The 21,900-nt window shown below is 45.5% G+C and carries 18 protein-coding genes; 6 read left to right on the top strand and 12 right to left on the bottom strand.

The window, feature by feature from the left end; all coding sequences use genetic code 11:
- Nucleotides 1-2: 2 nt before the first annotated feature.
- On the bottom strand, nucleotides 3-5,486 hold the full coding sequence (locus AC23P2_RS15855; protein ID WP_487774113.1) for an alpha-2-macroglobulin family protein: 5,484 nt from the start codon (nucleotides 5,484-5,486) through the stop codon (nucleotides 3-5).
- Between the two features lie 232 nt (nucleotides 5,487-5,718).
- Here AC23P2_RS15855 and AC23P2_RS15850 point away from each other — a divergent pair, with 232 nt between their 5' ends.
- The 5 genes from AC23P2_RS15850 to AC23P2_RS15830 all read left to right on the top strand — a co-directional run bounded on the left by AC23P2_RS15850 (nucleotide 5,719) and on the right by AC23P2_RS15830 (nucleotide 8,254).
- Nucleotides 5,719-5,982 (top strand): hypothetical protein, encoded by a 264-nt coding sequence (locus AC23P2_RS15850; protein ID WP_487774112.1) that lies wholly within the window; start codon nucleotides 5,719-5,721, stop codon nucleotides 5,980-5,982.
- A 218-nt stretch (nucleotides 5,983-6,200) separates the two neighbouring features.
- Nucleotides 6,201-6,872 carry a sensor histidine kinase gene (locus tag AC23P2_RS15845; protein ID WP_487774111.1) on the top strand — a complete coding sequence of 224 codons (672 nt, stop codon included), beginning with the start codon at nucleotides 6,201-6,203 and terminating at the stop codon, nucleotides 6,870-6,872.
- 3 nt (nucleotides 6,873-6,875) lie between these two features.
- Entirely contained in the window at nucleotides 6,876-7,559 is a 684-nt protein-coding gene (locus AC23P2_RS15840; RefSeq protein WP_487774110.1) for a LytR/AlgR family response regulator transcription factor, read from the top strand.
- Nucleotides 7,560-7,670: 111 nt separating this feature from the next.
- On the top strand, nucleotides 7,671-7,880 hold the full coding sequence (gene vapB, locus AC23P2_RS15835; RefSeq protein WP_487774109.1) for a type II toxin-antitoxin system VapB family antitoxin: 210 nt from the start codon (nucleotides 7,671-7,673) through the stop codon (nucleotides 7,878-7,880).
- Nucleotides 7,880-8,254 carry a type II toxin-antitoxin system VapC family toxin gene (locus AC23P2_RS15830; protein WP_487774108.1) on the top strand — a complete coding sequence of 125 codons (375 nt, stop codon included), beginning with the start codon at nucleotides 7,880-7,882 and terminating at the stop codon, nucleotides 8,252-8,254. The genes vapB and AC23P2_RS15830 overlap by 1 nt, the downstream gene beginning before the upstream one ends.
- Nucleotides 8,255-8,339: 85 nt before the next feature.
- On the opposite strand, the gene AC23P2_RS15825 is transcribed toward AC23P2_RS15830, so the two are convergent.
- On the bottom strand, nucleotides 8,340-9,965 hold the full coding sequence (locus tag AC23P2_RS15825) for an ABC-F family ATP-binding cassette domain-containing protein (protein ID WP_183977208.1): 1,626 nt from the start codon (nucleotides 9,963-9,965) through the stop codon (nucleotides 8,340-8,342).
- A gap of 156 nt (nucleotides 9,966-10,121) precedes the next feature.
- On the opposite strand from AC23P2_RS15825, the gene kynU reads away from it, so the two are divergent.
- Nucleotides 10,122-11,408, top strand: coding sequence for a kynureninase (gene kynU, locus AC23P2_RS15820; protein WP_487774107.1), 1,287 nt, complete (start codon nucleotides 10,122-10,124; stop codon nucleotides 11,406-11,408).
- Between the two features lie 61 nt (nucleotides 11,409-11,469).
- On the opposite strand, the gene AC23P2_RS15815 is transcribed toward kynU, so the two are convergent.
- The 10 genes from AC23P2_RS15815 to AC23P2_RS15770 form a co-directional block, all read right to left on the bottom strand.
- Nucleotides 11,470-12,078: a transposase gene (locus AC23P2_RS15815; RefSeq protein ID WP_487774106.1), complete on the bottom strand. Its 609-nt coding sequence runs from the start codon at nucleotides 12,076-12,078 to the stop codon at nucleotides 11,470-11,472.
- 127 nt (nucleotides 12,079-12,205) lie between these two features.
- The gene (gene lgt / locus AC23P2_RS15810; protein WP_183977203.1) at nucleotides 12,206-13,051 is read right to left on the bottom strand and encodes a prolipoprotein diacylglyceryl transferase; all 846 of its coding nucleotides are present in this window, start codon (nucleotides 13,049-13,051) and stop codon (nucleotides 12,206-12,208) included.
- A 203-nt stretch (nucleotides 13,052-13,254) separates the two neighbouring features.
- Nucleotides 13,255-14,571, bottom strand: coding sequence for a TolC family protein (locus AC23P2_RS15805; RefSeq protein ID WP_487774105.1), 1,317 nt, complete (start codon nucleotides 14,569-14,571; stop codon nucleotides 13,255-13,257).
- 30 nt (nucleotides 14,572-14,601) lie between these two features.
- Nucleotides 14,602-15,264 carry an ABC transporter ATP-binding protein gene (locus AC23P2_RS15800; protein WP_028523520.1) on the bottom strand — a complete coding sequence of 221 codons (663 nt, stop codon included), beginning with the start codon at nucleotides 15,262-15,264 and terminating at the stop codon, nucleotides 14,602-14,604.
- Nucleotides 15,265-15,475: 211 nt separating this feature from the next.
- Nucleotides 15,476-16,978 (bottom strand): ribonuclease Y, encoded by a 1,503-nt coding sequence (rny, locus tag AC23P2_RS15795; RefSeq protein ID WP_487774214.1) that lies wholly within the window; start codon nucleotides 16,976-16,978, stop codon nucleotides 15,476-15,478.
- 165 nt (nucleotides 16,979-17,143) lie between these two features.
- Nucleotides 17,144-17,446: a cell division protein ZapA gene (locus tag AC23P2_RS15790; protein ID WP_487774104.1), complete on the bottom strand. Its 303-nt coding sequence runs from the start codon at nucleotides 17,444-17,446 to the stop codon at nucleotides 17,144-17,146.
- Nucleotides 17,447-17,456: 10 nt separating this feature from the next.
- A complete protein-coding gene (locus AC23P2_RS15785; RefSeq protein WP_487774103.1) occupies nucleotides 17,457-17,861 on the bottom strand; it encodes a hypothetical protein in 405 nt (134 codons plus the stop codon).
- Between the two features lie 18 nt (nucleotides 17,862-17,879).
- Nucleotides 17,880-20,309 carry a phenylalanine--tRNA ligase subunit beta gene (gene pheT / locus AC23P2_RS15780; RefSeq protein WP_487774102.1) on the bottom strand — a complete coding sequence of 810 codons (2,430 nt, stop codon included), beginning with the start codon at nucleotides 20,307-20,309 and terminating at the stop codon, nucleotides 17,880-17,882.
- Between the two features lie 154 nt (nucleotides 20,310-20,463).
- On the bottom strand, nucleotides 20,464-20,892 hold the full coding sequence (locus AC23P2_RS15775) for an ABC transporter permease (RefSeq protein ID WP_487774101.1): 429 nt from the start codon (nucleotides 20,890-20,892) through the stop codon (nucleotides 20,464-20,466).
- Nucleotides 20,893-20,949: 57 nt separating this feature from the next.
- On the bottom strand, nucleotides 20,950-21,873 hold the full coding sequence (locus AC23P2_RS15770; protein ID WP_487774100.1) for a winged helix-turn-helix domain-containing protein: 924 nt from the start codon (nucleotides 21,871-21,873) through the stop codon (nucleotides 20,950-20,952).
- Nucleotides 21,874-21,900: the final 27 nt, after the last annotated feature.

Here is a 21,900-nt window from a genome sequence, read left to right as displayed (position 1 = left end):
TTTTAGTCCACTTTCACCTTTCCTCCACCCGAATAACTTCTAAAATCACCCGAGTACATGGCATCGGCACTTACGGGGCCAAGCGTGAACGTTCCTTTGGTAATCACCCGAACCATGTAGTAAAACGTCTTTTCGGTGGACGTCGCCGTTGTATAGTAACTAATGCGGTCGTCTCGAATATCAAAATGGTCAGGGACGGTAGGGGACTGAATCCAAGCCATGTCCCGTGGTTCAGTCAAACGTGGGTTTTCGATTTCAAACGCGGCAGGAAGTAGGTCAGTAACCACTACGTTTTCGACGGGCGAACCATCGGTGCTACTCAGGCTAATCTTCACCACCACCAAGTCGTTTTGACGGAAAGTACTAATAGGCTGACCAAAACGGTTAAAGAACTGTTTACGCACGCGAAGTCCAGCATCTTCTTCGGCGTACGCGCCTGTTGCGCTGATCCCCTCCGTTTGCGCAAACCAATAGACCGAACCTTTGCCCGAAGCCACTCCTACCCCGCGCAGAGGGCTGTTTGTAGCAATTGTCAAATCTTTTCCGTCAAATTGATACCCTTTTCCGTTTATCGTCAGCTTGGCCGTAGCCGTGCTACCCGCGTTTTTCTTGGCCAGTTTACCCAACGCCAAAAACGAGAACGCTGCTTCTTGGGTGTTGAGGTACGAACTCGACGCCATCGCTTCTGACAATCGTCGGGCAAGTCGAGGTATTTGAAGGTTATTCGGGTCGGTTTCAATGAGGGTATTTACCGTCAGAGCCAAATTCCGAATCGGACTAGCAAAACTTCCACCTAGTCCTCTGGCTCCTACTGGAGGCACATAATCGGCGGGTAATAACGCCTTATAGCTACGTTCGTCACCGATTTGCTTGTACGCTGCCGCCAATAAATAGCGCGTGTCGAGCGTCAATAACTGTTGATTTTGTTTGTAATAGTTCATCGACGCCCGATTGGCTTTTCCACCCAATGCCAAGGTGTACAACGAATACATCGTCGTGCGGCTCGCAATCGTCAACTGCGTATAGCCGCCTGTTTCGTTGTAAACGTAATCATATTCCGTAGCGGCTGTTCCTGCTTTGGTCGTCAGGTAGTCCAACATCCGCCCAAGTGCCGATGTATTTACCTCAAAACCTGCCCGCTGCGCTTCCAACAAAAAGTGCGTTGCGTAGGCAGTACCCCAGGCCGACTCTTCGGTACTAGCAGGCCAGTAACTTACCGCTCCGTTGGGGAGCTGCATACTTTCTATCTTTTGAATCGCCGCTTGGACGTTGAAAGTAGGGTTAAAATCGCTTTCCCCTGCTTTGAAGAGGTACGTTTTGGGAGCAATCGTTTTAGCTAAATCTCCAAAATAAAGCTGGGGAAATGCTTTCGAAATGGTTTGTTCGATGCAGCCATGTGGATAGCCGAGCAGGTAGTCGAGGGCTTTGGCGTACTGTACCATCGGTGAACGACTCACTACGATTCGGCTCGTTACGGTTGACGGTATAAAATCATTGCCTCGCAAATCTATCGTGGCGGTACTTCCCCCCGCAATTACTCCCGATTGGCTCGCTTTGAGCAATGAAGCCGCAGGACGTACCGTCAACTCTGTTTTTTCGACAAATTTCTCTTTGCCATTGTTCACCGTTACAACCACCGAGCCATTGCCCATTGCCTCGGCCGCTTTGATAGTAAAATACGTTCTGGCTTCTTTTTCGGGGGCAATGCTTAGGCGCTGAGATACCTGACTAACTGCCGATAATTTTCCACTAATGGCGATACTTGCCGTGACATTGGCCGCTGTTTTTTCGGTATTGCTGATATTTACGGGTACAATTACCTCATCGGTCGGGCTCAAGAACCGTGGCAGAGCCGTACTAATTACGATGGGGTCGGCCACTTTCATGTTTTTGTTGTTTGACCCAAACGCATTGTCTTTGTAAGCCACGGCCATAATGCGCAAATCTCCCGAAAACTGCGGGATGTCCACCTCAAACTCGGCTTCTCCGCTCAGTCCTGTTTCAATCTGTCCCGACCAATACGCCACCAAATTTACCCGCCCATTGGAAAGGGGGTTAATGCGTTTTTCCAAGTCATAGCCATCCCCTCCGACGCTGCTTGTGGAGGCCAACGATAATTCGGGGAAAAGAAATGGATATAAGTCGTGGCTACTGACTTCTAAGGCGCGTTTTTGGTAGAAAAAGCCGTGAATATCGGGCGTTTGGAAGTTTTTGATTTGCAAAATCCCTTCGTCCACCACCGCGACCGTTACTTGGGCATTCCGCGCCGTTTTGATTTTTATTTTCTGTTTGGTCTTTGAGCGTGATTTCTCTACGGCCACAATCTCTACGGGGATTTTGGTATCTTCTTCCTCCACTTTCACCGAGGAAAAACCGTGTGCTACGGTCAGCGGTAGGTTCGAATTATCCAACGGACGAATCAAAGTTGCCGTGACGTAAGCATTCGGCAAGTGCTCATCGCCCAATGAGAAAGTAAATTCGGCCGATTTATTGTCGGTTTCTAGGTAATGATGTTCCAATACCTGATTGCGCTCCACCGTAACCAATAGCTTTCCTGCAAAAGGCGTTTTGAACAGTACCTTTGCCTTATCTCCGACTTGGTACGATGGTTTATCGAACTCCATCAACACTTCCCCTTCGTTGCTTACTTCAAACGACGAAGCCGACGTGCCTCCCCAACCGTACGCGTAAAAGTGCGTCACCGAATACCCCGCTACTCCGCCTGCACGCCGAATGCGAACTTCGTATTCGCCCGATACTGTGGGTACGTATCGTACTTCGGACAGGCCATTTTTAAACGATACCAGGTTGGAATACACGACTTTTTCGCGCTTTTTGGAGGCATACCGTAGCTGGTCGTTTTGTTTTTCTACGACGGTTTGATACTCCATCCGCACAATGTCCACTTGTGCCGTCGCAGCTGCTTTAGGGCGACCGTCTTTGTCCACCGCCACCAAACCAATCGGAACGGGGGCGTTGAGCCCAACGTAGCTATCGGGCATTCGTACACCATAAAAGACATCTTGCGTAAAGACATCAAACCGTTTGAGGCGATTGACGGGGCGGCCTGTTTCGTCAAAAACCGTCACGTATATTTTTCCTTCCAACACACCCACGTCTTGGTAAGTAGCAGGAAGCACAAAGCCCTCTTTGGCCTGTCCGTTGTCGTCGGTTACTCCTTGGCGTACTGTGTTTTCGTATTTACTATTGTTGGGAATATCAAAAATATATTCCTTGTATTTTTCGACAAAAAAGGCCTTTTTCTTCAACGAGAACTCCATTTCATAGTTTCGTCCCGAGGCAGGTGGACCAAACAAATTGAGGGCAGTTGCGTTGAGTTGGATGGTTTGCCCCGTTCGATAGTATTCTTGGTTCGCTTTGACATCCACCTTAATGCGGTCGGGCATAAATTCTTCAATGCTCAACTTTTTGGAAGTCAACAGTACATCGTTGGCATTATACACTTCTACACTGTACCCACCCGTGACGGCCGCTTTGTCGAGTGCCACCGAGGTTTCAACAGCACCTTGACCGTTGGTAGTTACCCGAAACGTTTTCAATTCTTTTCCATTGGGCAAAATCACTTTGATTTTCAACGGAATTTCACCCACGCTTTTCCAATTTTGTTGACGAACGACCGTATTAAAGTGCACCGTTTCACCTGGACGATAAATATCGCGGTCGCCATACACAAACGCCTCAAAACCCGACGCATTATCGCGTTTGCCTTCTACCTCAAAACGAGAAGTTTCTACTTGGGCGTCTTCCAACAACAAATAGTTAAAGTCCTGAACCGTGTTATCCTCCGAACGCGGCGTTTGAGCAACAATCATCGCAATTTTAAAATTCGGAGCTTTTTCCGACAGCTTCTCAAATTTCACCACCCCATCACTGTCGGTTTTTCCTTTTACGACAGTTTGATTGTTGGTCGAAATCAAGCTGACTTCCAACTTACCCAGCGGCTCGGCGGTCTTAATCGAATTGGCAAACACCCACAATTCATCTTTACCCTGTTTGGCAATGAGTCCAATGTCCGACAATGACACCATTTTGATGGCGCGGTTGTACTGTTCATCTTTCGACTGCACCGTCACTACATAAATTCCTCGAAACTCATTGGTCGCGTCGGGAATCCCCAAATTCAACGCCGAAACACCCTTTACTTTGGGCAGATTATCGGTTTCCACCGTTTTGTCCACCACCACGTCGCTGAACACTTGGTTGTAATCTTCATCGTAGTTGTAATTTCCCGTAGGCCCCCAATTATCCTCACCCCCGCCTAAGTAACCGTACTCTTCGTAACGGTTGCTACGGAGGTACTGCAAAATGTTATTTTCGTAAATTTTCGCAATTTTTACCTGTACTTTAGGAACGTTCACAATCTGGATGCCCACATTTCGCGCGCCTTTTGACGAGAGGTAAATGGCTTTTTTGTTCACAAACGAAATGCTGGCAGGCATCAACCCAAAAAACAAATCTTTACTGACGGGTTCGTCCAAACGCGCCCCCAGTACTCCCTGCACTTGGTCGGTGAGGGTAAGTACGTAGGTATCGGTTTCATTAAAATCTCCTCGAATGACAAACCCATTTTCGGTGAGTTCAGCTTTGGTCTGCACGGCAGGTTGAATGGTATAATAGGCGCTCAAATCCTCGTTTTTCAGTTCTTGCGTCGTGATGACACGCACTATGCCTCGGTTGTTTTCAAAGCCCGTTTTGACATCCTTTACTTCGAGCGTTGTTGCCGACGGAATCGTGCTCGACAATGCCAAGGCCGCATTACTCGTGTACGATGTATTGGGCACTTTCACCCCTTTCTCCACCGCGACCTCAAGCGGCTGCTCATTTTTGTCGGCCGAGGCGTCTCCCAGCGCGACAGTGACAGTAGGGGCATTTTGCGTAGGCACAATCGCCGAACTCAGCTTTTTTTCGTCGCTTTTGACGCTCAATTTTCCTCCAATTTCTCCGCTGCTTACGTCATAGTTAAAGTATAGTTTGGTCTTTGCCAACGGCTTACCCGTCTCCCGCGACTTTGTCCAATAGGTTTCGGCTTCGGTCAGTTGGAGATACGGTGTATGAAAGGCAATGTCTTCTCCCGAAACATCGTACCGTTTGTCGATGGTCTTCTTAGCGAGTTCCTTGCTCAACTCGGCGCGGTATTCGGTGGCAGGTTCAAAGCCACTCGCGGGCGAAAACACCAGTTCGTTGGGAGCTGTCCACTTAAATTTCCCCGCCACGGCAGGCACAAACTCCACAAACTTAGTTGCTTCCCAACTGTTGAGTTCGGAGGTTGGCACAATATCCTTATTAAAGGTAAAGACTAGGTTTTGGGCGAGGTTGATTTCATCTTCAAAATTTCGACCTACGACCCGTATTTCGTTGAGTTTTCCACATTGTGAGAGGAAGGTGGTGGAAAAAAGCGTGAGTAGAGCGAGTAACCTCACCCTAAATCCCTCTCCTGCTAGGAGAGGGACTCTGAAATGCTTCATAAGGGAGCGCATTGAAAAGACGGTTTAGAATTTGGCCAATAAACGATGAAAGTTCGGTAAATTGTGAACAGTACGCAACAAAAACAAAGGGGCAATTATTTGGCGGCTTCGCAAGTGCCTTTTGCGCTATTTTTTGGGGGATTGAGCACGTGATTTTGGGGAGTTGCCACATTTATTTTTATAGTCCCGCTGGTTGTAGTTGCTTTGGGACATCATCTTAAACCACACAGCTATGCACATCAATAAATGGCGATTGTTCTGGATTCATTATGGGGTTGTTTTTACCGTGTTGTTCTTGTGGGGCTTTATGAGTTATTCCACCGTAGCACTTTTACAAGATGACCAACCCATTAGTTGGTATATAATCAGATGGGATTTATTTCTATCTCCTACTGCTCCATTTCCCAACGCTTTGTGGCCGTCGCTTTTTGGAACGACGTTTTATTCATTTGTTTTTCAAGATTGGATTAACAGAAAGTACATTTTTTTTTTCTAAAGCTACTTATCTTTATTCTGTTTTTGATAGGCTGTAACTTATTCATGCGTTCCATATACCATTGGCTTCAAAGCAACTATCTTTATTCTTATTTTGGACAAGCTTTCGAAAATGAAGCTAAAGCAAATGGGAAGTTATTTCGGTCATTTTTTCCAATCTTTATAGAAGAAAGCCGTACTTTTTTTCTAATAAGAGAAGACTATAATTCAACCAATTTTTTGGGTACAAATCTCCTCTACACCGCCTTTTTCACGCTCGTCATGTACGTTTGGCAAAATCGTAAGCGGGAAGAGGCGCTGGAAAAGCAGCAACGCGAAGTAGAAATTCAGTCCTTGAAAGCGCAGTTAAATCCTCATTTTTTGTTCAATTCGCTCAATACCATCTATAGTTCGGCTCTTTCTGAAAAAGATACCCCAACCGCACAGTTGGTCCAACAGCTCTCGGGAATTTTACGGCACAGCGTCGAAGAGGTTCGCCACGAAAAAACATCGTTGGAAAAAGAATTGGCATTTATTGAAAAGTACCTAGCTCTCCAGCGCGCCCGCTTGCCTCTGCACCCGCACGTATCGCTCACTACGTCCCTGCACTGGGATCAAGAACCTGCCGACATCGCGCCGTTGCTGTTGATTCCTTTCCTCGAAAATGCCTTCCAGTACGGCATTAGCTTGGACCAACCGAGTTTTGTGGCTATTCGTTTAGAAATTGAGGACAAAAAACTCCACCTGCGCGTCGAAAACAGCCTTTTGACGGCACCTAGCCACCAAAAAGGGGCAGGAACAGGATTACCAAACGTGCAAAAACGACTGCAATTGCTGTATCCTCACCAACATACCTTGCGGTTTGGCCCCGAAAAAAGTACTTTTCTAGTAGATTTGACGCTTCAACTGTAAACCATGAACGTTTCCTGCATCGCCATCGACGACGAACCTGCGGCCTTGACCATCATCGAAGAGTACGCGGCACTCATCCCGTTTTTAACCCTAAAAAAAACGTTTGTAAGCGCCAAAGAAGCCTTGGCTTTTTTGAAAAAAGAACGGGTAGATTGCGTGTTTTTGGACATCAAAATGCCCGATTTACTTGGCACCGATTTCGCACGGATTCTGCAAGGGCAAACGCAGGTTATTTTTACCACCGCCTACCCCGAATTTGCCGTGCAAGGGTTTGACGTACAGGCGTTAGACTATTTGCTCAAGCCCATTGAATTTAACCGTTTTTTACAAGCTGCCAACCGCGTATATACGCCATTGAGTCAACGGGTGGAGGGACAAAGCTACATTTTTGTCAAAGAAGGCTACGATTGGGTACGCGTGCCCCTAAGCGAAATTCAGTACATTCAATCGGACACCAATCTGCTGTTTATTTACGAACGCAGCCGTCGCGTTATTACGCGCATGACTGTCACCGAACTGCTTCGCATTTTACCTGCCGAACGATTTCTGCGCGTTCATAAGTCGTACATTGTTGCCATCGACGCCATTCTCAAAATCGAACGCCATCAGTTAGTGTTACCCAAAATCACCATTCCCATAGGTGAATCTTATCGTGAAAGCGTGGAGCGGTTGTTGTTGAAATTGTAAGCAGCATACAAAAAAGCCGTCAAATAAGCGGGCAGCTTCTCATTGCACTTCGACGAGTATTCTTTGGGGACGAAAATTAAAAATGATAAATTTGTATAAAAATTAAAAGAGATGGCAACCGAGCAATTATTATTAGAAGAGTTTAATAAGTTACCTGTTTCTTTACAGCAAGAAGTCTTGGATTTTGTAGGCTACCTTTCTTCTAAATATAAGAAAAAACACTCTGCTCCCAAACGTAAAGCAGGGAGTATGAAAGGTTTAGTCTCTTATATGGCGGATGATTTTAATGCTCCGTTAGAAGATTTCAAAGATTATATGTAATGTACTTACTCGATACTCACGCTTTATTATGGTACTTAGAAGAAAACCCACAGTTGCCCGCTAAAGTTAAGAATTTGATTGAGACTCAAGCCTGCTTTGTACATATTGCTTCTTTTTGGGAAATAGCCATCAAGGTTTCTATTGGCAAACTTGCTCTAACCTACACGATTGACCAAATGATGGCCCAACTGAAAAAAGAACGAATACCCATTTTGCCAATATCCAATAAAGCTATTGAAAAAGTCAAAACTTTACCGTTTTTTCATCGAGATCCATTCGATAGGTTACTAATAGCGGAGGCAAGTACTCAAGATTATATTTTACTGAGTATTGATATTCAAATAGACGCCTACGCTGTTCAAAGAGTTTGGTAAAATAAACGAAATAGCCCTCATTACGGCTATCAAAAATCAAAAAGTCGCCAAACAATTTGGCGACTTTTTGATTTGGCTTCCTTCCCTACACCAACGCTCCATACAACGCTTCGCGCTGGGCTTTTACGCGTTCGTCAGTGATGTATTCGTCGTAAGTCATCATCTTATCCAAAATACCGTTCGGGGTGATTTCGATGATACGGTTTGCAACCGTTTGGATAAACTGGTGGTCGTGTGAGTAGAACAACATCGCACCTTTGAAATCAATCAAACCGTTGTTCAACGCCGTAATCGACTCCAAATCCAAGTGGTTGGTAGGGTCGTCTAACGTGAGGAAGTTGGCCGCCGAAAGCATCATTTTCGACAACATACAACGCACTTTTTCTCCTCCCGACAACACACTTGCTTTTTTGAGCGACTCTTCGCCCGAGAAAAGCATCCGTCCCAAAAACCCACGGATAAAGCTTTCGTCTTTTTCTTTCGAGAACTGACGTAGCCAATCCACCAAGTTATCTTCAGTTTTGAAGAAATGGTCGCTGTCTTTCGGGAAATACGCGTTGGTAATCGTTACGCCCCATTTGAAGTCTCCCGCATCGGGTTTGATTTCCTCGTGCAAAATTTCAAACAAAGCCGTAATCGCCAAGGTATTACGCCCGATAAAAGCAATTTTATCTTCGCGATTCACACGGAATGAGATATTTTCAAACAACTTCGTACCGTCTTCGGCTGTTTTGGATAAACCTTCTACGGCCAATATTTGATCTCCGATCTCGCGCTCAGGCTTGAAGTTGATGTACGGATACTTACGCGACGAAGGCTGAATTTCGTCCACGTTGAGTTTGTCCAACATTTTCTGACGCGCCGTTGCTTGTTTTGACTTTGCAACGTTGGCACTAAAGCGGCGGATAAACTCCTCCAATTCTTTGCGCTTTTCGTCGGATTTCTTGTTCTGGTCAGCACGTTGTTTCAACGCCAACTGGCTTGACTCGTACCAGAAGGTATAGTTACCACCGTACAATTGCACTTTGCTAAAGTCAATATCAACCACGTGCGTACACACTTGGTCAAGGAAGTGACGGTCGTGAGATACAACGATGACGATGTTTTTGAAGTTATTCAAGAAGTTTTCCAACCACATGACCGTTTCTACGTCCAAGTTGTTGGTAGGCTCATCGAGTAGCAAAATATCAGGGTTTCCGAAGAGTGTCTGCGCCAACAATACCCGCACTTTTTGGCTAGGGTCGAGGTCGGTCATTTGGGCATAGTGAAGGTCTTCCTTAATTCCTAACCCACTTAACAACGACGCGGCTTCGGGTTCGGCTTCCCAACCGTTCATTTCAGCAAATTCCGCTTCAAGGTCAGCGGCTTTCTCACCATCGGCTTCGGTAAAGTCTTCTTTGGCATAAATCGCGTCTTTTTCGAGCATGATTTCGTACAAACGCTTGTAGCCCATCATCACCGTTTGTAAGACTTGGTATTCGTCAAACTCAAACTGGTTTTGTTTCAAAACCGCCATCCGCTGACCTGGCGTAATCGCTACGCTTCCTGTTTGTGGGTCGATTTCACCTGAAAGAATTTTTAAGAACGTTGACTTACCTGCTCCGTTGGCTCCAATCACCCCGTAGCAGTTTCCTGGGTTAAATTTAATATTTACTTCGTCGAAAAGCACTCGTTTACCGTAGCGCAACGACACATTTGAAACCGTTACCATTAATGTATTGAAATTTTCTGTGAAAGATGGTACAAAATTACGAATTTTTCGGGTGAATGTAGGTACTTATCCCTACACTGTTTGAAGAGTTTCTTGGAGGGGATTGTTTCAAATTTAGGCTTTGTGTAGGTTTGTAGATCAACAAACGACATTCCATTGAAGACGCTAGACCTACGCTCGCTTTCGGCAGATGAACTTCATGCTTGGGCTTTGCAACAAGATGCCACCGACCCACTTCGCAAGTTTCGTTCTCAGTTTCTCATTCCTGAACGAAACGGCACTCCTTTGACTTATTTCTGCGGCAATTCGCTTGGTTTACAGCCTAAAACAGCCCGAACGGCGGTTGAACAAGAACTTACGACTTGGCAGCAACACGGCGTGGAAGGGTGGTTTGAAGGAGAAAAACCTTGGCTAGGCTATCATCGGTATTGCCAACAAGCGCTTGGGCAGGTCGTGGGAGCTTTGACCGAGGAAGTTTGTCCGATGAACCACCTTACGGTGAACCTTCACCTGATGCTGGTTTCATTTTACCAACCTACTCCCCAACGATACAAGATTTTGACCATCGCAGGCGACTTTCCGTCGGACCAATATGCCCTTGAAACCCATCTAAAATTCCGTGGATATGACCCCGCCGATGCCCTCATTGAAGTAGCTCCGCGCAGCGGTGAATATACCATTCGACTAGAAGACCTCCTCGAAGCCATCGAAACCCACGCCAACGAGCTTGCCTTGGTTTGCATGAGTGGACTCAACTACTACACGGGGCAGGTATTCGACATGAAAACCATTACCGACAAAGCCCATTCATTCGGCATCAACGTCGGGTTTGACTTAGCCCATGCTACTGGAAACATTCCGATGCAACTGCACGATTGGGGCGTGGACTTTGCCGTTTGGTGTTCGTACAAATACCTAAATTCTGGCCCAGGCGGGGTATCGGGCGTGTTTGTTCACCAGAAACATCATTCTTCCAACCTTGTGCGCTTGGCAGGCTGGTGGGGTTACGAAGAAAATCGTCGTTTTGAGATGACCAAAGGTTTTGTACCCATGGAAGGCGCCGCTGGATGGCAGTTGAGTACCCCCAACATCATGGCCTTGGCAGTTCATCGCGCTTCGTTGGCTATTTTTGAAGAAGCAACCATGTCTCTTATTCGACAAAAAAGTGAGGCGCTGACAGGATTATTGGCGGAAATTATCCGTCGATTGAAAGAATCAAGGGCTAAAATTGAAGTGATGACACCCACCGAACCCTCGCAACGGGGAAGTCAGATTTCGCTGTTGGTTGAGGGAAAAGGGAAAGTAGCTTTTGATTATTTGGTCGAAAACGGTGTGATTGGCGATTGGCGCGAACCAAATTGTATCCGCCTTACTCCCGCCCCGCTTTATAATACCTTTGAAGAAGTGTGGAGAACAGGAGAAATTTTACGGGCGGTGATTTAAGACACACCTTCCCGAAAGTTTTGAACTTTCGGGAAGGTGTGTCTTGGAAAGTCTCAATCATTTATTTCAAATCCGCCAATTTATCCAAATCAATATCGCCAAGTACCGACTTTATTTTGTCGATACCCACACCGTTCCCGCGCACGTTCACAATGTAACGATTGGCTACCAGCACCGAAATTTCACCGTCTTTTGAGTCAGAATTGTATTTTTCAAACGCTTTGTGGCCGTCGTATTCGGTTGTTTTTTCGTAACCGTGTTCAGTTTCCTTATCCACCGACGCCATCGACCACGCTGCCATTCCCATAAGCGCTACGCCCGTACCTGCTACGTCCACAATTTCGACATCAATACTTTGTCCATTGTCGTCGCTATAATCGGCCTTGGCGGTAGATACGCCGAATCCCATCGCCGCCGTTTTTTCACTCGATGCTTCTTTGCGTTTTAATCCATCGGCATCCGCAGGTAGCAATGCTTTCAGCAATTTAGGGTCAATGGTCTCTTTAGGGCCTTCTTTCGACATTTTCTCAGCTTCGTCCGCTATTTTTTGCAAGGCTTCTAAACCATTTTTAGGCTCTTCTTTGGCTTTTTCCTCTTCCGATTTCCCAGCACAGTTCCATAATACAACCGATAATGATAACAGTAGGGCTAACAACGAAATCTTTTTCATGAGTTCAGGATGATTTTTGTTAATAAAAAAAGGGGAACTTTATGTCCCCCCTAAATTACCTTTTTTTTCAGCACTAGACTGTATATCACTTTTTAAAATTAGTATTCGGTTACAGCTATCTGGTATTTCACCCAATGCGGTTGGCTTCTTCTACCGAGGCATCAGTAAATATTTTTTGCTCTTTGTCTTTGTTCTTGAGGGCATATACCAAGAAAAATACGCCTAATAATACCGCAGGAACGCTCAAAATTTGTCCCATATTAAAGGTGAGTTCGTTTTCAAAAGCCACTTGGTTCTCTTTGAAAAACTCAATAACAAAACGAAGCCCAAAAACCCAAATTAGGAAGATACCTAACAATAAGCCCTGCGGAGTTTGTGCTTTGCGTTTGTTCCAAATCCAGAACAAAAGAAGACACAATACTAGGCATGCAATGGCTTCGTATAATTGGGCTGGGTGGCGCGGGTACTGCGTAAATTCAAAGTTGTGCGTAAAAACAAACCCCCAAGGCATGGTCGTTACTTTCCCTACAATCTCTGAGTTCATTAGGTTACCCATACGGATAAAACAGCCTGCCAAGGCAACGGTAATCACAATACGGTCAACCACCCACAAAAAGTTGATTTTTTTGGAACGAGAATAAATAAACAAGCCCAACAAAATACCTATGGCTGCTCCGTGACTTGCCAAACCCGCAAACGGAGGTGTGATAACTTGAAGAGGATTTTTAAGCAGAACCTCGGGTTCGTAAAACAAGAAATGGCCAAATCGTGCTCCTATAACGGTCGTAATCACCATTGTCAATAAGAGCGAGTCCAGTAACGTTTCTTTTAAGCCTTCCTTGCGAAAAATGTGGGACATGATGCGCTGGCCGACCAAAAAACCTGACGCAAATAGCAACCCATACCAGCGAATCGAAAAACTACCAATGCTAAAAATTTCGGGATTAACGTCCCAGATGATGTAGCCAAACATAAATGACTGATTTTGAATAAAGGTATCAATGATACTAAAACCTCTACAAAAATCAACAAAGATTATTAGAAGTACATAATGCTTTGGCTCGAAATGTTGAAATTAGCACCTATTTTACCAACAAAATACTGACTATAAGCGAGTTAAATATATACCGTTAAAAAACAAGTTCAGATCGGAGGTTGCTTACAACCTCCGACTCATTAAAATTCCCACTTCCCTTTTTGGTAAAAGTCCATGATTTGACGTTGAAGCGTCAATTCGTAGTTGGAACGAATGGCATTGGCTTCGGCGCGGGCCAAGTTAGCTTTAGCGAGGGTATATTCAAACACACTGGCCGTTCCAGCGGTTAATCGGCTCTCGGCGGCGCCAAAATTAGCCCTTAACGACTCCACTTGGCTTTGCGCTGCTGCGTAGCGGTCGATGGTCGCGGCCAGCAATTGCGTTCCTTGTTCAATCGCTTGACGAAGTTGTTGTTTGACCGTACTCACTTGGTTTTCCGCCAACTGTTGCTGCACTTTTACCGTTTCGACGCGGGGGCGTATCTGCCAACGGCCCATGATGGGTACGTTTAAGCCCAAACTCAACGAGCCGTTTCGGGTAGCGTCTAATTGTTTGAAATAGCTACGTTCGGCGTTTGATGACGCATAAAAAGCACCAAAATTCCCCGATAAACTCAACGAGGGCAAGTTATTGGCTTTAACGGCCTTGATTTGACTCGCAAAGCTTCCCAAACGCAATTCGCTGCTTTTGATTTCTGGCAACATTTTTACTGCATCTTCATAGATACTCTCGGCGCTCAATGTCGTTGCCGCTACATCTCTCGATTCAACAGGTGCAAAAGTTACTGTACCATCGGGTGGTAAATTGAGTAATTGAAAAACGCTTAAACGAGCCAACTGCTCATTGTTACGGGCGGTTACTTCGTCAAATTTATCATTTGCCAACTGTGCTTTGATTTCGTATAAAGTATTTTGACCTACCGTTCCTGCCGATACTTGGCGCTCTACCCGCTCTACTTGCTGCTGCGAAGACGCCACTTGCTCTTGGGCAGCTTTGTGCAAGGCTTCGGTCGCCAAAACTTGTACATAAGCTTGCAACAGTCGAATGATTTGCTGGTTGAGGGTCGCTTCTTGGTTTTTAAGGGCGGCATCACGCAGGGCTATCCCCTGCTGAATTTGGTGCTGAATCTGGAAACCTTGAAAAAGAGGCATCTGAAAACCAACCCCTACGTAGTTGGTGTTATATACTTGGTCGATGTACCCGTTGGTAAAACGGTCGATACTTCGCCCGAAGTTCAGGTTTTGACCCGCATTAAAACCAATTTGCGGCAGCTGCTGCGATTTGTTTTGCTGCAATTGGGCCGACGCTCCCCGCGCTTGTAGTTGGCTCTCGCGGTAGGTAAGGTTATTTTTTTCAAGAATGCTTACGCACTCTTTGAGCGATACCGTTTTTTGTGCCATTACCGAGGTTGAAAACGCCAACGCTCCTATGGCTATCACCAATTGAATTGTTTTCATCGAATTTCTACAAATAATATGAATCTCTCCTTACGAAACCCAGCCGTCTTTCAATCGTATCACCCGATTTCCATAGGTGGCATTAACTTCTGAGTGAGTTACTTGTACGATAGACACCTTGTCTTTTTCGTTGAGTTCTTTGAACAGCTCCATGATTTGCTGGGCTTGTTCGGAATGTAAATTTCCCGTCGGTTCGTCGGCAAAAATGATGCTTGGTTCGTGAACAATCGCACGTGCAATACCGACCAACTGCTGCTGCCCTCCCGAAAGTTGACTTGGGAATAAATCTTTTTTAGCCACCATGTTGAAACGGTCGAGTAATTCGGCAACCCTGCTTTTTCGTTCTGCCGACGACGTTCCTTTGTACAACAACGGCGTCTCGATGTTTTCATAAACCGTTAGCTCATCAATCAAATGGTAAGCTTGAAAAACAAACCCAATGCGGTGGCGGTGTAATTCGGTGCGTTTTTTCTCGCTGAGTTTGTCCACGCGTTCGTCAAAGAAGAAATATTCGCCTTCGGATGGTTCTTCCAACAATCCTAAAATGTGTAAAAGGGTGGACTTCCCTGAGCCTGACGGGCCCATGATGGACACAAACTCCCCTTCATTTATGTCTAAATTGATGTTTCGTAGTACGTACGTTTTCCCAAACCCTGCGGGATAATACTTAGAAATACCTTTGAGCTGAATCATGAATTGTGCTGTTGTATAATGTATAGTTTGTAGTAATTACACGAGTTGTGCCAGTATGCTATTCTGCTGATTATCAAACCTAAAGCCATACCACAAAAATAAAAAACGTCCGAAAACGGACAACATTTGTACGTCTTCGGACGAAGAAAATATAGGTTATTTAGACCTAGGCAAAGCGCATTTGCCCTTTACCTATTTGTCTTTTGCTTGCTTATTTAGCGTAAGCGACCGAGCGCATCTCGCGGATAACCGTCACTTTAATCTGGCCAGGATACTGCATTTCTTTCTCAATTTTTTGCGAAATATCAAACGAAAGCTTGCTGGCTGTTTCGTCATTTACAGTGTCTGAATTAACAATCACGCGCAACTCACGCCCCGCCTGAATGGCATAACATTTGTCCACACCTGGGAAGCTGGTTGCCAAGTTTTCGAGGTCTTTCAAACGTTGGATGTACGATTCCATCATTTCGCGGCGAGCACCTGGGCGAGAACCTGAGATGGCATCACACACCTGAATAATCGGCGACATCATGCTTGTCATTTCAATTTCATCGTGGTGAGCACCAATCGCGTTGCAAACCTCTGGGTTTTCTTTGTATTTCTTAGCTAACTCCATACCCAAAATTGCGTGTGGCAATTCTGATTCTTCGGGCCAAACCTTTCCAATGTCGTGCAAAAGTCCCGCCCGTTTAGCCAATTTCGCATTTAAGCCCAACTCGGCCGCCATGGCTGCGCAAAGACGTGCCACCTCGCGTGAGTGCTGGAGCAAGTTTTGACCGTACGACGAGCGGAAACGCATCCGACCGACCATTTTCACCAACTCAGGGTGCAAGCCGTGTACGCCCAATTCAATGACAGTACGCTCCCCAATTTCAACAATTTCGTCTTCGATGTTTTTCTTGGTTTTAGACACCACCTCTTCGATACGTGCGGGGTGAATACGGCCATCTTGTACCAAACGGTGCAACGACAAGCGGGCGATTTCACGACGAACAGGGTCAAAACCTGAAATAACAATGGCTTCAGGCGTATCGTCCACGATGATTTCGCAACCCGTAGCGGCTTCGAGTGCGCGGATATTACGCCCTTCGCGACCGATGATTTTACCTTTTACGTCGTCACTTTCGATGTTGAATACCGAAACCGTATTTTCGATGGCATGTTCCGAAGCCGTGCGCTGAATCGTCTCGATAACGATTTTCTTGGCCTCTTTGGTAGCGGTAAGTTTTGCCTCGTCGATGGTATTTTTGATAAACGCTGACGCCTGCGTTTGGGCATCTGCCTGAATTGCCTCCACCAACTGCTGTTTCGCTTGTTCGGCCGTAAGGTTAGCAATGCGTTCCAATTGCTCTACCTGAGAGCGGTGCATTTTTTCGGCTTCTTCGCGACGTTTGGTCGCTACTTCAGTTTGTTGTTCGAGATTTTTACGCAAGTTTTCCAACTCATTTTCACGACGTTTATTCTGCTCCGTCATCTGGTTGAGTTGCTGCTCGCGCTGTTTGATTTTCTGCTCGTTCTGAAGAATAATTTGTTTCTTCTTGTTTGAATCTTCCTCAAACTCACTTTTCAACTTGAGGTATTTTTCTTTGGCCTCAAGGATACGGTCTTTCTTTATATTTTCGGCCGAAATTTCTGCATTCTTCACAATCTCAGCGGCGCGCTGTTGAGCATCATCTTCCATCTTTTTATTGGCTTTTTTGATGGCAAAATACATGATAGCTGCTCCAACGGCTGCCGAGATGGCGGCATCAAGCAATAATATTGGATCCATTTTTTTGTGCTGTGTGTTTGTTGGTTTAACATATTCCCAACGCCCATCAACGAACGAAGCAAGACTGATTGGTTCAAGAACGATTTTGACAAAAAAGCTGACTTAGGGCTATGTTGTCGATTGGAAGTTATTTTGTATCGTGTCTAAATTCTTGAAGACATCTTCTTTCAATGTCCTCAAATCATAGTCACCTTTTAAGCGTGCTACTGTAGCATCAAGGCAAACCATCGACAGTATTTCTTCTAAATTTACTTCTCCTTTTTTATTTGTCATTCGATATTCTATTTGCTCTGTCACCAGTTTGGCGGCTTTCCGTATCAATTCTTCCTCAAACTCAGAGCTTGTACGAAGTTCAAACGATTTGTTACCAATTGTGATATTGATGGGAGGCCGTCTCTTTTTGGGTTCCATTGGTGTCAAATCAAATAGTTCGTAACAGCGTTATCGTTTCCTCTATGTATCGAATGTAATCGTCCAATTTGCTATTCAGTTCCGTTATCGCGTTGGCGTTTTTCGGGTTTTTTACAATTATAGACAATTGTTTGAAATTATTTAACTTTTCCTTCAAAGAAACTTCTTTTTCGCGCAATTGTTTGTGTTCGGCTTTTAAGGTTCTTAACTGTTGGCGGGCTTCTCTCAGTTCTTCACTTTGCTCATTATTTAACTTTATGAGCCGCTCATATTCCATTTTCAAATTGTCGTGCATCGTTTTTTCAAACTGCAAAGACACCTGCAACGTATTGATACGCTGTTCTATCTGGCGAAACTGCGTATTGAGTCGTTCCAGAACATCGCTATTGCCATACGTTACAAGTTTCCGTTCCAAGTTTGGCATCGCTTGCTACTATTTACGAATTACAGCGCCCAGTTCTTTCTCAAAAGCCATCATGAGCTTTTGCATCGTTTTGTCAATCACTTTATCGGTGAGTGTCTGTTCGGTATCTTGAAGGGTGAAGCTCACCGAGTACGATTTCTTATCCGCCCCGATGTTTTCACCTTCGTACACGTCAAAAACGTTCACATTCGTCAACAAATTGCGTTCGTATTTTTGGGCCATCTGACGAATTTGTTCAAAACTCACCGTCTTGTCCAACACCAACGACAAATCGCGGCGTACTTCGGGATATTTTGATACTTCCGTAAATCGGACTTTGTCTTGGTATTGTTTCAACAAATACGCCCAGTCGAAATCGGCATAAAACACAGGCAGCTTGATGTCGAGCATTTTGGTATGTTTACCTTTTACTTGTCCAAAACTCACCACTGGTTTTTTCTTTACGGTATAAGTAAGGCCGTATTCAAAAACAGTTTTGTCCTGAATCTCTTGTTTTTCAAGCCCTTGTACTCTAAACGCACTAAGCACCAAATGCACCATGGACGCTAAATCGTGGAAAACGAGCTTTTGGTCTTTGGCTACCCAACTTTCGGCTTGTTGGTGTCCTGCCATTAACAGCACAAGGTGCGCAACGTCTTTGTATTTACCTTCTACTTTGTGGTAGGTTTTCCCAAATTCACAAATTTTGAGGTCACGCTGACGGCGGTTAAGGTTGTAAGCCAAGGTTTCTAACCCTGAGAACAACATCGTCTGACGCATTACCGACAAGTCTTCGCTGAGTGGATTGAGCATCACTACATCTTCCCCGACCAAACTTGCCCGCACGGCTTCGTTATAAGCTGGTTTGGTGAGCGAATTGGTCATGGTTTCGTTGAAGCCATTTCCTGCCAAGATGTTAGCAATGCGTAATTTCTGTTTGTCGGGGTCCACCAACGGGAAACCTGAAAGGAAGTTGGCCGACAAGTGTTCCGACAACTCGATGTTGTCGAACCCATAAATCCGCAAAATTTCTTCCACAATATCAGCTTCACGGGTTACATCCACCCGATAAGGCGCTACCGATGCCAAGAAACCTTCGGGTGTTTCGTTTTGGATTTCGATGTCGAGGCTGGTCAAAATCTGCTTAATCAGGTCGCGGTCAAGCGATTTCCCAATCAAGCGGTCAATGTTTCTGTATTTTACCGCTACCTCATGGTTTGGAATGGGATTAGGGTAAATGTCCACCACTTCCGACGCAATGTGCCCACCTGCTACTTCCAATAGTAGCAATGCCGCACGTTTGAGGGCATAAATAGGCATGTTAGGGTCTGTTCCACGCTCAAAACGGAAAGAGGCATCGGTTTTGAGGGTATGGAAAGTACCCGTTTTACGAATCGACGCTGGTGAAAAATAAGCGGATTCCAAGAAAATCGCCGTTGTGTTTTCAGTCACGCCTGATTTTGTTCCACCAAAAACACCCCCGATACACATGGGCTCTTCGGCGTTGCAAATCATCAAGTCACGCGCAGACAGCTTGCGTTCTACGCCGTCGAGGGTCACAAAAGGAGTTCCTTCTGGAAGGTTTTTCACGATGACTTTATTGCCAGTGATTTTTGCAGCATCGAAAGCATGGAGTGGCTGTCCCAATTCGTGACAAATGAAGTTGGTGATGTCCACGACATTGTTAATCGAACGCACTCCTACCGCTTGCAACTTTTCTTTGAGCCACTCGGGCGATTCGCCAACAGTCAATCCTGCCAAACAAACCCCCGCATAACGTGGTGCGGCTTCCGTATTTTCAACGGTTACTTCGATGGGTGACGAGAGATTGGTTACTGGCAATTGGTCGAATGCTTCTACCGATGGTTTGGTTAACTCACGTCCCCAAACAGCTTTTAAGTCGCGAGCTACACCAAGGTGCGACGCCGCGTCGGCGCGGTTAGGGGTGAGACCAATTTCAATCACGTAGTCAGGCAATACACCAAAATATTGCGCAGCGGGAGTTCCGTTGGGCAAATCGGTATCTAGCACCATGATACCCGCGTGAGAATGACCGATACCGATTTCGTCTTCGGCACAAATCATCCCTTCCGATGGTTGTCCGTAAACTTTGCGTTTGCCAATCGTAAACGGCTCGCCTTCGGTGGGGTAAATCGTTGCCCCTACGGTAGCCACAATCACTTTCTGCCCCGCAGCAACGTTGGCTGCTCCACAGACAATCGAACTGGGTTCACCTGCGCCAGTATCAACGGTGGTGAGGTGTAATGTTTTTTCTTTGACAGTAAACGGCTCGCAGGTAAGGACTTCTCCCACCACGATTCCTTCCAATCCGCCTTTGACACGTTCGACGGGGTCGATTCCTTCTACTTCCAAGCCCGTTGCCGTCAATAATTTACCAACCTCTTCGGGAGACTCCTGAATATCAATGAGTTGCTTAAGCCAATTGTAGGAAATTTTCATAGATAACCCAGCCCCCTGCCCCAATGGGGAGCTTTTTTATGGTACGTACAAATCCCCCTTTGGGGTGAGGGGCTTTATTTGTAGCGCAAAATTAGGGGTTTTTAGGGAAATTTGTGACTTTATAAAGTGGGTTGTTGTGGCTAAAGGCGCTGTATTACTCTGACCGAAGCGAATCTACGGGATTTCTCAGCGCCGCTTTGATGGCTTGGTAGCTGATGGTCAGCAAAGAAATGAAGAGCATGACCAAGGCCGTGTAACCAAAAATACGCCATGAAACCTGTATTCGGTAGGCAAAATCCTGCAACCATTTGTCCATAAAATAATAGGCAATGAGGACGGCAATGAAAGACAGTTTTATGAAATTTTTCGATAATAATGATTTTTTGCCAACGCTGTTCCTGAAGGTAATTGCGGTTGTACTCATAAAGGGCTTCTTTTCGCTGATTTCACGGTGCGTTGGTTGACAACGGTTTTGTGGTTGTTGCCTCGTTCCTCCCGACGTCTGAGGGACTTCGCCTTTATTGGCAATCAACGTGGTCGTAATTCTGTATAAATGAGGGCTTTTCTTGATGAAAATTATCAAATATCTGTGAGGTATATTTTTATAAAATTAATGGCAGGGAAAAGAAGATTGAAACAATCAAACGTCTTCATTTGCTTTGACTTCCAGACGATAGCCAACGCCATGAACAGCCGCGATTTTTAACGAAGCATCTTCCTGAAGCAATTTCCGCAGGCGTGAAACGAAGACATCAATACTACGCCCCACAATAATGCCCTCGTCTTCCCACACCGATTTAAGAATAAACTCGCGTTCAAGAAGTTGATTCTGGTTTTTGATAAACAAATGAAGCAATTTTGCCTCCCGATAGGTAAGGTTATGCTGCGAGTTGGGCGTGTAGAGCAGTTGATTTTCTAAATCCATGCTCGACGCTCCAAAGGTCAGTCGGGCAGGATTGTCAATAGGCTGTTCGTGAGGTGTTTCTGTGGTTGGCGGCAGCATTGTTTTTTTTCGCGACCACACGCCATACGAAACACCGACCAAAACCAAGCCCAGCCCCAACGTCCACCAAACGGGATTCGTTGAGCTAGGAGGGTTGGCAGAAGATGCAAACGTTATTTTTAAATTATAACAACCCATCAATTGCTCACGACCAATACAGGCGACTTCCTTGCTTTTGGAGTAATCCATAAAATTATAGCCCAATTGCAGCTCGTTGGTTTTACAGTCCACGACTGCTACATCATAATTGCTTTTAATGCCATGAATATCAAGCGATTCCTGTAACAAAGGAGGTAGTTTGTCGTAATCAAACGGTCTGTTTAGCTGAATTACATACGAATTAGCCCCTAATTTTTTGACCGCAGGAATACGAGATGTAGAATCGCCGCTTGCCAACAGCAGACGATGTCCCGTGCGGCGAAGTGCGAGATTGGTTTTTTCTTCAAAACGTTGTTGGTTGGTTTCCTCGGGGGCAGGGCTTATCCATGCCAACTGACCAAACAGCAGGCTGATGACCAACAATGAAGCTCCAATTGCCAATTTCCCCGTCATGATTTCCATAAGTTCTGTATCAAATTTAGTAGAAAT

Source organism: Runella sp. R0.1_18 (assembly GCF_057652155.1).
The sequence above is the reverse complement of the archived record's forward strand: the minus strand, read 5'-3'. Positions and strand labels throughout refer to the sequence as shown.